At 58.0% G+C, this 15,473-nt stretch carries 15 protein-coding genes and 2 pseudogenes; 8 read left to right on the top strand and 9 right to left on the bottom strand.

The window, feature by feature from the left end:
* Nucleotides 1-262: 262 nt before the first annotated feature.
* Nucleotides 263-715, top strand: a complete 453-nt coding sequence (locus Hhyl2_RS19300; RefSeq protein WP_483552434.1) for a hypothetical protein — start codon at nt 263-265, stop codon at nt 713-715.
* A gap of 111 nt (nt 716-826) precedes the next feature.
* On the opposite strand, the gene Hhyl2_RS19305 is transcribed toward Hhyl2_RS19300, so the two are convergent.
* A complete protein-coding gene (locus Hhyl2_RS19305; RefSeq protein ID WP_483552435.1) occupies nt 827-2,041 on the bottom strand; it encodes an RNA-guided endonuclease TnpB family protein in 1,215 nt (404 codons plus the stop codon).
* A 988-nt stretch (nt 2,042-3,029) separates the two neighbouring features.
* On the opposite strand from Hhyl2_RS19305, the gene Hhyl2_RS19310 reads away from it, so the two are divergent.
* Genes Hhyl2_RS19310 through Hhyl2_RS19325 form a run of 4 tightly spaced genes read left to right on the top strand, consistent with a single transcriptional unit; the run spans nt 3,030 to nt 4,036 of the window.
* Nucleotides 3,030-3,224 carry a hypothetical protein gene (locus Hhyl2_RS19310; protein WP_483552436.1) on the top strand — a complete coding sequence of 65 codons (195 nt, stop codon included), beginning with the start codon at nt 3,030-3,032 and terminating at the stop codon, nt 3,222-3,224.
* A complete protein-coding gene (locus Hhyl2_RS19315) occupies nt 3,217-3,429 on the top strand; it encodes a hypothetical protein (RefSeq protein ID WP_483552437.1) in 213 nt (70 codons plus the stop codon). The genes Hhyl2_RS19310 and Hhyl2_RS19315 overlap by 8 nt, the downstream gene beginning before the upstream one ends.
* A 42-nt stretch (nt 3,430-3,471) precedes the next feature.
* Complete coding sequence (locus Hhyl2_RS19320; RefSeq protein ID WP_483552438.1) at nt 3,472-3,606, top strand: hypothetical protein; 135 nt, start codon at nt 3,472-3,474, stop codon at nt 3,604-3,606.
* 1 nt (nt 3,607) lies between these two features.
* Complete coding sequence (locus tag Hhyl2_RS19325) at nt 3,608-4,036, top strand: hypothetical protein (RefSeq protein ID WP_483552439.1); 429 nt, start codon at nt 3,608-3,610, stop codon at nt 4,034-4,036.
* Nucleotides 4,037-4,153: 117 nt separating this feature from the next.
* On the opposite strand, the gene Hhyl2_RS19330 is transcribed toward Hhyl2_RS19325, so the two are convergent.
* A complete protein-coding gene (locus Hhyl2_RS19330; RefSeq protein ID WP_483552440.1) occupies nt 4,154-5,233 on the bottom strand; it encodes a TrmB family transcriptional regulator in 1,080 nt (359 codons plus the stop codon).
* A gap of 84 nt (nt 5,234-5,317) precedes the next feature.
* On the bottom strand, nt 5,318-7,513 hold the full coding sequence (locus tag Hhyl2_RS19335; RefSeq protein ID WP_483552441.1) for an MGH1-like glycoside hydrolase domain-containing protein: 2,196 nt from the start codon (nt 7,511-7,513) through the stop codon (nt 5,318-5,320).
* A 280-nt stretch (nt 7,514-7,793) separates the two neighbouring features.
* On the opposite strand from Hhyl2_RS19335, the pseudogene Hhyl2_RS19340 reads away from it, so the two are divergent.
* From Hhyl2_RS19340 to Hhyl2_RS19350, 3 genes and pseudogenes are all read left to right on the top strand, one after another.
* Nucleotides 7,794-8,225, top strand: a pseudogene (locus Hhyl2_RS19340) (transposase); the annotation flags it as partial.
* Nucleotides 8,226-8,289: 64 nt separating this feature from the next.
* On the top strand, nt 8,290-9,054 hold the full coding sequence (locus Hhyl2_RS19345; protein ID WP_483552442.1) for a pirin family protein: 765 nt from the start codon (nt 8,290-8,292) through the stop codon (nt 9,052-9,054).
* Nucleotides 9,055-9,174: 120 nt separating this feature from the next.
* Nucleotides 9,175-9,392: pseudogene (locus Hhyl2_RS19350) on the top strand (DUF8013 domain-containing protein); the annotation flags it as partial.
* A gap of 128 nt (nt 9,393-9,520) precedes the next feature.
* On the opposite strand, the gene Hhyl2_RS19355 reads toward Hhyl2_RS19350, so the two are convergent.
* The 6 genes from Hhyl2_RS19355 to Hhyl2_RS19380 all read right to left on the bottom strand — a co-directional run bounded on the left by Hhyl2_RS19355 (nt 9,521) and on the right by Hhyl2_RS19380 (nt 15,468).
* The gene (locus Hhyl2_RS19355; protein WP_483552443.1) at nt 9,521-10,165 is read right to left on the bottom strand and encodes a trimeric intracellular cation channel family protein; all 645 of its coding nucleotides are present in this window, start codon (nt 10,163-10,165) and stop codon (nt 9,521-9,523) included.
* A gap of 272 nt (nt 10,166-10,437) precedes the next feature.
* Nucleotides 10,438-12,690, bottom strand: coding sequence for an NADP-dependent malic enzyme (locus Hhyl2_RS19360; RefSeq protein ID WP_483552444.1), 2,253 nt, complete (start codon nt 12,688-12,690; stop codon nt 10,438-10,440).
* Nucleotides 12,691-12,940: 250 nt separating this feature from the next.
* On the bottom strand, nt 12,941-13,201 hold the full coding sequence (locus Hhyl2_RS19365) for a winged helix-turn-helix transcriptional regulator (RefSeq protein WP_483552445.1): 261 nt from the start codon (nt 13,199-13,201) through the stop codon (nt 12,941-12,943).
* A 350-nt stretch (nt 13,202-13,551) separates the two neighbouring features.
* Nucleotides 13,552-13,953 carry a universal stress protein gene (locus tag Hhyl2_RS19370; protein ID WP_483552446.1) on the bottom strand — a complete coding sequence of 134 codons (402 nt, stop codon included), beginning with the start codon at nt 13,951-13,953 and terminating at the stop codon, nt 13,552-13,554.
* Between the two features lie 93 nt (nt 13,954-14,046).
* Nucleotides 14,047-14,655: a GNAT family N-acetyltransferase gene (locus Hhyl2_RS19375; protein ID WP_483552447.1), complete on the bottom strand. Its 609-nt coding sequence runs from the start codon at nt 14,653-14,655 to the stop codon at nt 14,047-14,049.
* Nucleotides 14,656-14,736: 81 nt separating this feature from the next.
* Nucleotides 14,737-15,468: an enoyl-CoA hydratase/isomerase family protein gene (locus Hhyl2_RS19380; RefSeq protein WP_483552448.1), complete on the bottom strand. Its 732-nt coding sequence runs from the start codon at nt 15,466-15,468 to the stop codon at nt 14,737-14,739.
* Nucleotides 15,469-15,473: the final 5 nt, after the last annotated feature.

The raw sequence follows: 15,473 nt of genomic DNA on the forward strand, positions 1-15,473 counted from the left end.
CTGAGCTCTGTTTCGAACCATCCAACCAATATTGTAACCATTTTCTGATGACCGACTCGCGCTGTCGATGCAGAAAAACTTGGTAAACTATCGTACGTCTGCTAATATCGGTCTGCGAGATACAGCGAGTGAGTTTATCATTGACTACTTACACCGCATTGGTAACTGTTAACATTGAGCGTGTACAATTCAAATATGACGTTCTTTGCGCCGGAACAGCGACCGGTGAGATGGGTGGGAGAGCGTCAAAGGAGGACCGCAGATGCCACCAACCCATCAGACCAGACGAACAGTGCTGAAAGCCATCGGTGCAGGGGCCATCCTCTCAACAGGAATGACGGGATCGGCCACAGCCAACCCGGAGGGCCTTGGAAAATACCACGACGTTCGCAGAGCTGTCGAGGAAGGATACGCTCCCACGCCGTGTGTGCCAGGGATGGGTATACATTACATCAACTTTGACCTTATCGATACCGAGGTGAAGGTGAGCCAACCGGAGGCACTCGTCTATGCCAAAGACGGGGACGATCTCATCTATCTCGGAGTGGAATATCTGTCGACCGAAGAATTCAGCCTCTTCGGACATCACGCTCACTTCATCCCAGAGCTTGGGCTTTACGGCCTGCATGCATGGCGCTATGAGAAGAACGACAACGGAAAGCACGCTGAACTCCACTCACACGTTGACGAGAATTGTAACTTCGTCAGCGACTAAGTGACATCCTCCGCGCCGTGAACGGCGCGGCTTCCCACGCATGGGGAATACCAGCTAAGTGCGGCTGTCGCTGGCAGAGGGTTCCGACCCGTGGAAGGCCGAGAGGGTCATTTACGAGTGTTTCTCGCTCGTCTCACGGTGGATCGTGGTGCTGTCACAGGCACTCCCATCCCGAGGCGAGTCATTGCCTGCCGGTTTCAGCGGCACGCTCTCTCCCCACGGGTCAGCCCGTTGTGCAACGTTGATTGCGCCGTTTATATCGCCCTGAAACGTCGTGATGTGGCACTCGTCGTTTGTACACCGGAACGTAGCTTGGGCGGCTCTGTTTCCGATGTGGCCGCACTCGTGGCACGTCTGGCTGGTGTACTCCGGTCGGACGTACTTGACCGAGATACCAGCTTCTCGCGCTTTGTCCTCAACGCGGTTCTGTAACCGAGCGAATGCCCACGCATGGAGTCGTCGGTTCATATACGCGCCGTAGTCCAATTCTTCGCGGATGTACGTCAGATTCTCCATCACCAGAACCGGCTTCTCGAATTGCCGGGCGTACTCCACGGCCTGCCGAGACGCCTTCTCGACAATATCGGTGAGTGCGTTCTGGTAGTGGTCGAATCGCTCGTCCATCCGCCACTCGGCGGCGTCACGCTCTTGGAGGCGTTTCAGTGTGGTGTGCATCTCTTTGCGGAGATGCTTTGCACGGCTTCCGCCACACACAAACGGGCCAGTTGGTGAACCGTCCTTGAGGGCACAGCCCGTTATCAGGGCGGTTTCACCAATGTCCAGACCGATGTGTGTCACGTCGTCGCCGTCTGTCGTGTAGTCGGGTTCTTCGACCGGAAACTCGACAGTGACGTGTAACGTCCACGATGTACGATTCCGTTGCAGACGGAGTTGGCCTGCCGAAGCGTCCCCGTCTACGAGGGCGTGCCACAGACCCTCTTGTTCGGGGTTGATGCGAAGCGGTATCCAGAAATTCGTTCCACGACCGGGTTGGGGTGCCCACCACGTGAACTCGTAGTCTCGTGCCGGAGAGTGGTCAAACTCGGCGGCTTGGTTGGTGAGGCGAACTGGATGGTCGTCGTCTAATTCTTGTGCGTTGTAGGTGTCGTGCAGTTGTGGGATGTAGTTGCACAGGGCCGCTTTCGCCTGATACGGGAGGTCGTAGGGCGTCACCACGTCGCTGGTTGCGCTCATCGTGTCACACCCAGCGTCGAACGCCTCGTGAAGCCCCTCACGGTAGGTTTCGAGCAGGTCACACAGTTTCCGCTCCTTGTGTGTTGTCGGCGGCGCGAGGGTCGCTTCGAGTGTCTTAGTCGCCGTTTCCATCCGTCTCCAACCCTTGTTCAATTAGCTCGCGGTAGGCACGCGGATGGCGGATACCATTCTCACGAGCGTACTCTTTGACTCGCTCGTGTAGGTCGCCACCGCGCTCCATATCTATCTCTGTTCGCACAAGGATTTGTACGTTTCTGTCCTACTAAATACTTACGTTGGGTATTCAGTCAGGCAACAGTCACGGAGATTGTGGCACGGAGGTTACGCGATTCACTCCCGCCCTGCTCAGTCCTCGGTTCCGACAGAGCGTCGGAACACTCGTCCTTCGCGGGAAGGGCGGGATTCTCTCGCTGTATCAAGATAGTCGCCGTGGGTGGTGTCGTGTTGCTTCCAGACCTCTCTTCGAATGTGCCCGTTCCGACCCTGCCAGATCTCCCGTCGGTACCTTCGCCATCACTGCCCCTGGGTGAGAACGGGAGCGCAAACGGTACTGCCACTGCAACTGGGAATGAGACAAATAGTAGTGCGACGCTCGTGGGTGGGTGCCTGTCTTTAGGGCCCACCCGATGTCGGCTACGTGCGACGACCACTCACGGCACACCGACAGTCCCAACATACGACGAACGAGGACGAGCATGCCGATAAAATCAGGAATATCACACGCCATGGCAGCGCTTGCAGCACTAGTCCTGGCTACCGTGCTGCGGTCGTATATCGAGATACACCTGCCAGGGCTTCGGAGAGCGTCGGAGACGGCCGGAATCTTCCTCGCGAAGTCGATAACCCTGACGACAGGCATTCAGCTGCCGGAGGAGCTGTCAGGTGAGTTATTCGCAATTATGGGAGTCGCGTTTGCGTGGGGTGTCGCGTACCACCTGAGCCGACATCGAACGCGATCCAACACAGCAAATTGACGATGGGCAATTGCTCGTCGCGACCAGGCGTGTGGCTTCAAGAGGTGTCGTCGGTATCTCACTCCCTTCGGGCTTTACAGGCGGTATAGGAGAATGCCCCGGAGCTTGACCCCGAGGCGATTCACGTGAGTGTGGGTGGGACGGGGTATCCCGAAGCCGTGATCGACGCCGGCGCAGTCATCGTCGAGTTCGGCGACGTCGACGCGGAGTTCCGCCAGCTCGTTGCCGAAACGCTCGAGACATCCGAGTTCCTCAGCACCGAACTGCTCGGCAGTGACGATCCCGTCCTGGTTGTCGAGGAGGTCGATCGCGATGACTGACGATCGACTCATCCTCGTCGTCAAGGACGTCGGTCCTGCTGACTTCCCTGTCCACGAGACCAATCCGAACAAGCGCGACGAGGCGGTCGCGCTGGCGGACGATATCTTCGAGCTGACCCAGGAGGACTACGACAAGGATGTTGACGGCGTCGTCCCCGTGGTCAATCCCGACGCCCACGAGCAGTTGCAGAAAACCGAACGCTAGCCGCGGTTTTCTGCACCCCCGGAGGGTGAGGGGTTTCCCGATATGAGCACTGAGCACCAAGCCGTCGACGAACAGTCGCCAGAACACACCACCGACGACGTCGACATCGACGCCGAACACCAGGAGGCACAGGCAACCGGCGAGGTCTTCGAGGGCCAGCAGCGGGGAGGGCGGTAAGATGGTCTGTCCAGACTGCGAGCGTCCGTATCCGTCGACGGCGTGCGTCGGAAAGCGCTACCAGATCGACGGAGCGACCTACGATCCAATTCCGTGGGGCGAGGAAGCACAGTTCCGAACCTACGAGGAGCAGGTCACCACACTCGAAACGGAGGTCCTCAGCGGGGGCCGGGGCCGTCTCTCGAAAGCCGACGTCCGCCAGGAACTCGAGCGCTTCGTCGCGACGACCGACCCCGAGACCTGGAACAGCCGCTCCTGTCCCGCCTGTGGCGTCGAGCAAGGCGAGTACTATCATCACCTCTGTGACTACGAGGAGTGTCCCGCCTGCGGCGGACAGCCCCTGATCTGTCCCTGTGAGATCGACATCGAGGTCACAGATCACGAGCAGGTCCATGCTGACTGCCTCCGGGACTACTGGTGTAGTCACTGAATGGTTCGGGATCTGGGTGTCGACAAAGAGGCATAGTCGATGGCCTACGAGCTGGTGTGGGCTGATAACGGACAGTCTATTCTGAGCAAGTCCAACGCTCCCGAAGGCAACGGATTGCTATTCTTCCCACAAATTTGTCTGTTCTAGTTGTTCGAACCGAAGTTGGTGGGTACGATACTCTGTTAGGTATGCTGTAGGACTTCCGAGTCGATAGGTCTCATCCTCACTTTCGAGTAGGAGATGATTCTCGATTCCAGTCTCACCATTGTGCGGTTCGATCAGGTGCTGTTCGACACCGGATAGACAGCCGCTGAGTGTCCCTTTTCGGCCATCACTTCGCCGCACGACTTCCGCTGTAATCCAGTGTGGCTCACCCGACCGATAGAGGATAGTTCCATCGTATACCGCTCGCAGAAAACTATCATACTGTTCTGGAAGCCGAGAGCGCCATGCCAACGCAATCTCTTTGCCTAACGTCCAGTAGTTCCCGAAGAAGGAGCTTGCGTAGACGTTTCCAATATCTCGGTTGTTGAATACGACAGCTCGATCCTCACTCCGCTCCCAGCCAAACAAGTCCGGTGTCGTACTGACTCCCTGTTGGCGATCGGCAATGAGAAACGCTGGCATTTGATACTCACAGAACCGAACCGCCTGTGCGAAGCCAGCATAATCGAGATCATACACCTCTGACGGATCACCGGAAATCAGTAGTGCGACGAACGTACAATCGTAGTACGTCTCTGAAAGCGTGTCTTTGAGTTGACGGATAATCTCAACTGGTAGGGCTGCAATCAATTCTGTCTCTGCGTCTCGGATGATTTGCTCTACTCGGCTGACGGTCGCCTCCCGTGAGCGAAGAATTTCCAGGTTCTCGCCAGCAGGCTCCGTCGTTGTGTACAGGTCGTCTAATGAATCTCGCGCGGATTCGATATCTGCGACGAGATCATCAAGCTGATCTCCTGGCGGCCGTGCACGGATTCGTTTCGGCGACGTATGATCGTCAACTTCGATCAACCCGAGCTGGTCGAGATTATCTGCGAGTCGGTAGATGTACCGCTGTGACACATCCGTTCTCGATGCGAGTTCGGTTGCATTTGTGGCACCAGCAGCAACGACTTCAATATACACCTGGATCTCCTTTTCTGTCAGGCCGATTCGAGAGAGCGTGTCGATGATGTCAGATTCGTCAATATCCATAACTTGGGCTGTGGCGACTGCCGTGTGAAGAAATCGGTTATCCGATGCGATACGTCTTGTGTCGAATCCCGAACCTGGAGCCTGTTACAGGAAGTCCTGTGACAGGGTCAGTAACGAGGCCGCAGACCAACTGAAATTCGGTGAGTTCAGCCGTTCACCGGTCAGCGGGTTGTAATTCTCGTGGATCGGTCGATCCCCGAGGATGCCCTCACCGTGATGGAACAGCTTTTTCGTAAGCTCTGTTGCGACCTGGCTGTAGCCATATCGGTTGAGCCCCTCGATAGCGAACTTTGCTTGATCGAGCCAAACGTTCCCTCGCCAGTAGGACTGCGGATGGAATTCGGGCGCTGACCGTGCTACTGTCGGGAAGGGGAGATACGTGTTGAACTCGGACTCGTCGGTCAGCACGTCGACGACTGCCTCCGCTTGCTCGTCAGTGGCAACACCTGCCCAGAGCGGAATGGCTCCCTCGATCGCGCGGCCGACACCACGTGCTTCGATCAGTGGCGTTTTGTCGGTCGTGATATCGTAGAAGAAGCCCGTATCTTCGTGGAACATGTGTGTCTGGATGTACTCCCGAATGTCATCGGCCGCGCGTCGATACATATCTGCTCTCGCAGATTTACCGATCGTGTCAGCGATTTCTGCGAGATACTGCTTCTCAGCGTAGAGATACGAGTTGAGGTCGACGGATTCTTGATCAAGCGAATACCCCACGAGCTCGCCGTTGTCTCGGTTTTCAAGCACTGACGCATCATCGAATCGTGGCGCATTGTCCATTCCACTCTCCCAGGCGGCAGCAGTGACGATTGCTTCCTCTGAGTCATTCGATGGATGGACGGTTGCGCCGTACTCTGCGATCCCGTTTCCGTCATGGTCTCGGGTGCGATACCACCAGTTGTGGTACTCTACCAACTTTGGATACAGCGCTTCGAGGAAGTCAACATTCTCGTTCTGTTGGTATATCTTCCAAGCAGCCCAGGCCGCAAGCGGTGGTTTCGAGTTCCGTTCGTTCCAGTTTCCTCCACCGTTATCGGGCGTATTGTACGCGATAAGATCCTGAATCATCCCCGCGTCCTGTGGACGCGTCTCGGATTCTTCGGTCACTTGGTGGTCGAACATCGACCACATGAGTTGTTCCGCTAGCGCAGGATCGAAGCGGGCCGTCCCGACGGCTTGCTTCCATGTATCCCAGGCCCAGAACCCGCCGGCGAACCACTTATACGAGATCGACGGGGTCATCCCATCAGATTCGATGGCTCCAGCCGGGCTCCGCCAGTTTCCGATGAGAGTCTCGACTGCTTTGATACCTACTTCCTCGTAGGTGTCTACCGTATTGTTGCTTACCGAATCGAGGTACCGCTCCCAGCGTTGTTCAACACTGCCGATATACTCGTCAGGGTGTGTGCGGATTTGTTTGGTTTTATCGACCTCTGAATCCGCCTCTTCGCTGGTCAGCGTATACGACTCCGTCCAAGCGAGCTGCTCCGAATCGCCGGGAGAGAGCGTGATGGGAGGTTGCCGGGTCGTCGTGTAACTGTCCTCGGAGATAGTTGTCGTCACCGGTGCATCGTGGGTAACCTCGAACCGCTCTTCCCCGCTGGTCATGTACGACCACGTCTCCCGGACGCGGTCGAAAGTCACCCGGACCCCATTCTGTCCTGTTGTAAGCGACGGGGCATCGAACTGATTCGGTAGAAGTGACCCGCTCCACTTTGCCGTCAGCTGCCGGGGAGTGTCGTCAGTGTTCTCGATCGTTGCTGTTACCAGCGCCGAGCGATCGGTCACGAACCGGAGGCGAAGTCGAACAGTCAGTTCTTCGAGTGTGAACTCTTGCTCGAGAAGACCAGGATATGATTCGATATCCGCTTCTGCGTCGGCTAATGGAACCTCTTTCTCCGTCTGCTTGTCGACCAGAGAGAGTTGCGTGAATCCTTCGCTGAGGAACCACGCGTACTCTTGGGCGATATACAGTGGGCCCGTGAACGATCCGAGCCGGTCCGTGTCGTCCTCGCTTGGGAGCGCATACCCATGCCAGGCGCCGTTATCAGCGAACGGCGTGATGTCCATATCGGCGTCAGGCTGTGCCGCTGTTGGAACGCCGTTGTGATCCAGTGTCGAAGGGTGTGTCCCGCCGGGAACAGCTGGTGGGTACGGGCCCGCTCGGGCAGTCCCGCTCATGGTTGTCAGGACAGAGCCTGCACCTGCCAGTCCTGCGAGTCGAAGTATCTGTCGCCGGTTATACTGTCTGCCAGTGTGTAATGTGTCGTCGTGTGCCATCGTCGATCGTGGTGTGTACCCCAGTCAGCCAGGACGCCGCAACCGTTGTGCCAGAGGCGCCCATGGCCCGATTGGATTCCTCGGGGATGGTTTTGATAAGAATTCTCTAAATTTGTCACGCGACTGTTCGTCCCCGTTCGGGTGATGTTATTTTTCGTCTTGACTGGCAGGCTAGCCGCGGGGGGCTCGGCAGTGGTATAGTCTGCTCTGTTGAAGAGCAACTAATCCGTTTGTTTTCACCGGTTTAGAAGGATGAAGCCGAGGGATTTGATTCTGCTCTATGGAAGTCAAACCCCTCGACTTCGTTCAGGAGTGTAAGCGGCTAGCCAAAGAAGCGTTGGGGAAGCGAGCGGGCGAGCCCGTCAGCGGCGGGTTCGCCCGCTGGAAGCACGTTGTCCTGCACTGTATCCGTATCGAGGATGAGTACAGCTACAGAGAGATCATAGACCGGATTGGCTTGATGAGCGAGATTTGAGCCGTATTAGAGCTTGAGTCCGGTGATTTACCTGACCCGTCTACGCTTTGCAAGTCTTTCGATCGGTTCGAAATGTGGGTGTGGCGGCAGTTGCTGCGCCGAAGCGCGCAGCAACTGCCTACCTCTGGCCACGCAGCGATCGACGGCACGTATTTCGAACGAACACAGCCATCGTTCCACTACCGGCGGCGGTCAGGACGAGAGATACAGACACTGAAAGCGACGGTCTTGGTCGATTCACCGTGAAGCCAGAAACCGGAGCGCAGAACCCATTTAGCGGGTGAGCGATTACAACAGAGCAATGGACGAGTCGCCTTCCGCACAGACCCAATCTCACATCTACACGGCGCCGCGAACAGACGTCTCGCAGAACCAGGGCAAGTTTCGGATCCACTTCAACTTCCCCGGCCGCGCCGTCCCCGACCACGACGACCACGGATACGGGCCATTAGCGACCGTCGTGGAGTCGTTCATGGACCCCGGAACCCTAATCCGGATGCACCAGCACCGCAACGAAGAGATCATCTCGTGGGTCCCCGATGGCGTGATGCGTCACGACGACCGTCAGAGCAACCAATTGGTCACTGATTCCGACCATCTGATGGTGATGAACGCTGGCAGCGGCTTTTGGCATTCAGAGGAGACGCTCCCGGACGACCCGCCGCTGCGGATGCTCCAGATATTCGTCCGCCCGCACAGCCTCGACCTCGAACCCGGTATTCAACACCAGCCGATTCCCGATTCGGTCGCCGGCGAATGGCGCCACCTATTCGGACCCGAAAGCACCGAGGCCCCGTTGTACGTTCGGAACGACGTCGACTTCTACGACTGCCGCCTCGCCGCCGGGGCCACGACCACGCTCCCGTCGCGATTGGGCTGGCACACCTACTTGTACGTGTTTGATGGGGCCGTCGAGGTCGGTGACGAGCCGGTCGGGTACACCGAGAGCGCACTCGTGACCGGCGGCGACGACGTGACCGTCACTGCCATCGAGGACGCCACCATCGTCGCATTTAGCATCAAGCCTGACGGGCCAATTACGCGCCAGGGCACTATCGGCCGCTGAGACACCGGAATATCGCCTGTGGGTTGTTTTTCATGCCCCTGAGAGGGTGAAGGGATTCAGTGAAAGGCTTCGAATAAGGTAATTTCCGTCAGTCGATAATCGTCACCGAGAGATGTCTCGATCGACGAGATTCCCGTCGATATCGCGAACACGCAGTCCGGCGATGTCCATACAAGCGACGTTCTCGAAGGGATCCAGTCGATGACCAGTGCGTTGGCGAGTCCGGAGCCACCGACCAATCCACTTGTCGTGCTGAAAGCAGCGCACTGGTGGGATATCCACTGCAAAGACGGCACGGATTCCGCTTCCAGTAGGCCATCGAGTGGGCGCGTCACCTATTCAATGGTCAATTGCGTTCTTGTCCACCCCTAAACGAGAATGACCTCTTTGTGAGATACGCGCCCTGTATACACCAGGACTGTTGAAACCGTCACCAAGCGAGGATCTTCTCACGGCGAACAATTCGTCATCTGATGTTCTGCACCGTCGGGAGCTTCCAGTCGTACCTGACCGCAACCAGACGAGTCACGACGGTCACTCCCGCACACACCACTGCAGCCGTACTCCCAACGGCTCCGATCGTTCCGACGATCCAGTACGCGCTTCCTCCCAGGACGGCACAGCTGGCGTAGAAATCCTCGAAGAGGATGAATGGCGATCGGTCGAGCAGGATATCCGCAAACGCACCCCCGCCGACAGCGTTGATCGTCCCGACAGCCACGATGCCGAAGACAGACACGCCCGCCTCAGTCGCGACAATCGCACCGGTCGTCGTGAAGGCCGCGAGCCCGATCGCGTCCGCGACGAGCGTGAGTGGATGGGTCTCAGGGGCTGTGAGGACGATGCCAAGTGCGATCGCTAGCCCGACACCCAGCAGTCCCACGCTGATCTCGATCGGCGACTGCAGGGCCAATGGGATCCGTGTCACCAACAGATCTCGTGTCGCCCCACCGGCAAATGCCATCGCTAATCCGACGATCGTCACACCGAGCAGATCGAACTCCTCACGGATCGCCTTCGAAGAGCCGACGAAGGCAAATGCGACCAATCCGATCGTGTTCATCACCGCGAACGGATCACCGAACAAGACTGTAAAGAGATCCTGTGCCATTTACTCGGCTGTAGACGCAGGAGTCTCTTGAGTGCTCCGAGGTGCTGGCTGAGCGAGCCAATTGGTGATGTCGACCACGAATGATAGTTCGAACGGACAAACTCAAAGTTATCGAATGTATATCTGAGTCTATTCTGAGTATATTTGAACACAAATAAGGGATTAGGAGAGTATAATGAATAAATTATAGCCGAATATCTATTTTCACTCCCACTTATCCCACATCTGGATGTTAGAGAGCTCTAATATGTACGATATGACATCATATCCACTCAGGACTGTTGAGCGTCGACCACAGCGACGCCGGCGAGGTTGACGATGTCCTTGACTTCGTCGCCGCGCTGGAGGACGTGAACCGGTTTGTCCATCCCGACCAGCATCGGCCCGATGGCTTCTGCGCCGCCGAGTCGCTGGAGGAGCTTGTACCCGATGTTGCCCGCTTCGAGGTTCGGGAAGACGAGAACGTTGGCTGGCTCGTCGAGCTCGGAGAACTCGTAGGTGGAGTCGAGGATATCCTCGACGACTGCCGTGTCGGCTTGCATCTCCCCGTCGACCGGGAAATCCACTCGCTCGTCGGCCCGTAGTTTCTCGGCGGCGGCGCGTGGTTTCCGGGCGCCCTCGTTGTCGACGCTGCCGAAGTTCGAGTACGACAGCATCGCCGCTCGCGGTTCGACGTTGAACCTGCGGGCCAGTGACGCTGTGTGACGTGTGACTTCAGCCAGGATGTCCGTATCCGGGTCCTGATTGACCGTTGCGTCCGCACAGAAAATGACCCGGTTTTTGAACGTCAGCATGTAGACGCCGGCGGCGTAGTCGGCATCGTCAGCGGTGCCGATGACCTGCAACGGGGGTCGGAGTGCCGACGGATAGTGGTGAGTCAGCCCAGTCAACATCGCATCGGCGTCGCCCATCTCGACCATCACGCTGCCGAGGTAGTTCCCGTCCTGCACGAGTTCGGTTGCCTCACGGCGGGTGACGCCCTTGCGCTGGCGGAGTTCGTATAGACGATCGGCATACGCTTCGACGTCGGCCGTCTGGGGATCGACTACCGCGGGATCGAACTCCAGGCCGAACCGCCGACGGGTCGCCTCGATCTGATCGGCATCCCCGAGCAGGATCGGTTCGGCGATTCCCCGTTCGACGAGTTGGTAGGCAGCGCGGATCATCTTCTCGTCGTCACCTTCTGCCAGTATCACCCGCTTGGGATCGCTCTTGGCTTTGTTCAGGACGACACGCATCATCTCTCGGGACTTCCCGAGGCGGGCTTCGAGCTGTTCGACATAGACGTCTACGTCCAGTTCTTTGCGAGCGGCACCACTGTCCATCGCCGCCTGCGCGACGGTGGGCGTCACTTCGAAGAGAACACGCGGGTCCAGTGGTTTCGGGATGATGTAGTCGGGCCCGAACTGGAGTGGCTGGTCGCCGTAGGCTTTGACGACTTCGTCGGGGACGTCTTGACGAGCAAGGTCGGCGAGGGCTCGTGCGGTAGCGACCTTCATCTCCTCGTTGATCTCGGTTGCCCGGACGTCCAGTGCCCCCCGGAAGATGAACGGGAAGCCCAGCACGTTGTTGACCTGATTGGGGTAGTCAGAACGCCCCGTGGCCATGATGACAGTGTCGTCTCTGGCCTGTTTGGCCGACTCGTAGTCGATCTCTGGGTCGGGGTTGGCCATCGCGAAGATGATCGGGTCCGACGCCATCGACTGGACCATCGACTCGTCGACGATACCACCGACAGAGAGGCCAACGAACACGTCGGCGCCGGTCATCGCGTCCGCGAGGTCACCCGCAGGGACGTCCCGAGCGAACTCCCGTTTGAACTGATTCAGGTCCTCGTGGTCGGCACGCGCCTCGGTGATGATTCCCGAAGAGTCACACATCGTGATGTTCTCCTTGTCGGCTCCCAGCGAGATATAGAATCGGGCGGTCGCGATAGCACTCGCTCCGGCCCCGGAGAAGACGATATCGAGGTCTTCGAGGTTCTTTCCTGTGATTTCCGCCGCATTGATCAGGGCGGCACCGGAGATGATAGCGGTGCCATGCTGGTCGTCGTGGAACACGGGGATATCCAGTTCGTCACTGAGACGCTGCTCGACCTCGAAACATTCGGGTGCGGCGATGTCTTCGAGGTTGATACCACCGAACGTCGGTTCCATGGTTCTGACGGCCTGGACCATCTCGTCCGCGCTGTCGGTGTCCAGTTCGATATCGAAGACGTCGATGTCGGCGAATCGTTTGAACAGGACCCCCTTGCCCTCCATGACCGGCTTCCCAGCCTCGGGGCCGATATCGCCCAGTCCGAGGACGGCCGACCCATCGGAGACGACGCCGACGAGATTCCCCTTCGCCGTGTAGGAGTAGGCCTGTCCAGGTTTCGCAGCGATCTCTTCACACGGGGCGGCGACGCCTGGTGAGTACGCCAGCGAGAGATCCCGCTGTGTATTGGTGGGTTTTGTCGTCGCGATCTCTATCTTACCCGGCGGGTCTCGACTGTGGTAGTCGAGTGCGTCCTCGTCGAGGGACATATCTACCCATCTGAAGTGTTAGCAAAAAGCCATGCCTTTCCGTACGGCGTTTGCTGGTATCTTGCGGGCGTCAGCATCGCCACGCCGTCGCTCGAAAGCGGTCAGCAGGACGGTCCAGTCCTGTGTCGATGTACTGCGAACGATTACTCACGAGTTTGCAGTCGGTCGATTACGCGCCGCGTGAGGTGCTCCCCTTACAGATGCTAGACACAGGGGAATTAGCGACGTGAACAGCTCTGCACACGATCATCTACTGGTCTGGGCTCTCGTCGACGGAGTACACCTTCTGCCGCGCATCACCGTACTTGACACGCGATTTGATTTCGCCCATCGCTTCGAGCTGCTTCACCGCGGATCGGACAGTCCTGCCGGCGAGAGACGTCTTTTCGACGAGTTCCTTCTGTGTGAGGAGTCCTTCGTACTCGATTGTCTTGAAGACCAATTTCGCACTCGTCGGAAGATCCTCCATACTCGTCTCGTGAGAGTCAGGTATATCGGATGTCTGCGCCATCGACTCTACTCTCGCCGTTCCGGGTACTTTGTGTTACCGATTCGCGCCCCATGGTACCCGCCCCGTCGAGAGGTGAGGGTTGCCGAATATACGATATTGTATACACTTTCTGAGTGGCATCCCGCCCACAGGAACCAATAACAGGTGTACCTGTGTTATAGAAATGGCGGGACTGGTTCGATCCGGGGTTGTAAACGATTGTGTATTCGCACTTCGAAAACAATTGTTTCGACTGGCAGGTCACTGCAGGGACGTGCAGAACACAACGATCTGGAGAGGCACGGGCCGAGGACGTGTTCCTGAAACCCACGAGAATACCGCGCAGCTACAACTGGTAGCCGGTCATGCGCTCACTCCTCAGTTGCGCCACCACAGACGAGCACGGGTCTGTCGGTCCCGAGGATGACCTCCTGGGTAACGCTCCCGAACAGCGCCTTTCCGGTCGGACTTCGCTTTCTCCCGCCGACACAGATCTGGTCGACGTCGTACTCCGCAGCGTGAACGAGGATCTCGTCCGCTGGAGCGCCACTCGTCTCCAGTAGTTCGACGTCGACGCCGAGTTCCTCAAGCGGTTCTCTCACCACTCGAACCGCTTCGACCTGGCTGACCGACGCTCCTTCGGGATTGTCGCCGAAGACGTGCAGGAGATAGGCCTCTAACTCGTGTCCAGACTCGACCATCTCTTCGATCGCGGCGACCTGTGCCTTCGCCTGTGGCAGTGCTGTGTCTAACGCGACTAGCGCTCGAAACATACTCTACGTTTCTTTCTACTGGCTCTTATAACCCTGTGTCGGAGTGGGTGTGCCCACCACGCTCGAGGTGAGAGGGTGGGCGGAACGGCTATGCTACTGCTCTCGTTGTGCCGGGAACAACTGGACATGCTCGACGATGGGCTCGTCCATCGATAGTTCCATCTCGATGTCGGTCTTGCTTCGCTCGATCTCGTCGAATCCGATGTTCTGGTAGACGGAGATCGCTCTGCTGTTGCCACGGGAGACGTTGAGCGTCAGGCCGTCGCGGTTCTGGTCGTCGGCGTGTGCGATGAGATGTTTGAGCAACTCCGACCCGATCCCGTTGTTCCTGACCGACTGATGGAGGAAGATGACGAGCTCTGGAGCAGTCGCAGACGCCGGCACGGCCGCGGCGTGGCCGATGATCTTGTCGTCCTCCTTCACCACGAGATTTAGCCCCTTCTCGACGAGCGAGGAGACCCAGTTCTCGATCTGTGGTCGGGTGGCTGGCGGAATCCCCTGCGTTCGACTGAAGCTGTCGAGATCGTCGTACATGTCGACGACGGCATCGAAATCAGACGAATCGAAGCGGCGAGCGATTCGTGGGACCCCGTCCTTGTCGACGAAGCGTGGACAGCGGGGTGGGCAGTATTCGGTCCCCTCACACGACGAGTTGTCCCATCCAGTACAGGCCGACGTACCGTTCTCAAAGCTCCCGGACATGTGAGTATGTACCACGGTGTCGGATGTATAACTTGTGCCGAATCCCATCGGGTGGGAATAGTCGGGCGACCGCTGAGCCGGTCACTCCCACTCGGGGTCGCGCTTTTCGGCGAACGCGTCGAGACCCTCGTCGAATATCTCGGATTCGCTCGCCGTGCGGATCAGATCCCGTTCGAGTTCGAGATGGTCGTCGAGTTGCGATTGGAACGCGCTGTCGACCAACGTCTTGGTCTTGCCGTACACGTCTGTCGGTCCAGCGGCGAGGCGGTTCGCGAGGTCGGTTATCTCCGCCTGGAACGTCTCCTGTGAACCGGCGACGATCCGGTCTGTGATACCGAGACTCTTTGCTTCGTCCGCGGAAATGGGCCGCGGGTCGAAGAGGAGATCTCGCGCTTGATACGGCCCGACGGCACGTGTGAGGAAGAAGGGTGTGGCGTTGTCCGGAGTGAGCCCGATGCGTGCGTACGCTGTATCGAGCGACGCGGATTCGTGCATGACGACCATGTCACAGGCGAGGGCGAACCCGAGACCACCGCCAGCAGCAGCACCGACAATCGCAGCAACGACCGGCGCGTCGAGCGAACGCAGTGCGCGGATGAACCGGTTCGACGCTGCTGCAGTGTTGTCTATCTTCGAGGGACGGAGTTCCTGTGGCGTGTTCTGGACGTTGGTGAGATCTGCTCCGACAGAGAAGTCACTCTCGCCGTAGAGGATCAGACACTGAAGATCCTCTCGAAGATCGGCCACCGCTTCGGTGAGTGCATCCACGCTCGTCGCTGTGAAGGCGTTCACATCGTTCTCGTCAGCTTCCATCACGA

The sequence above is a fragment of the Haloarcula sp. H-hyl2 genome (genome assembly GCF_056934385.1).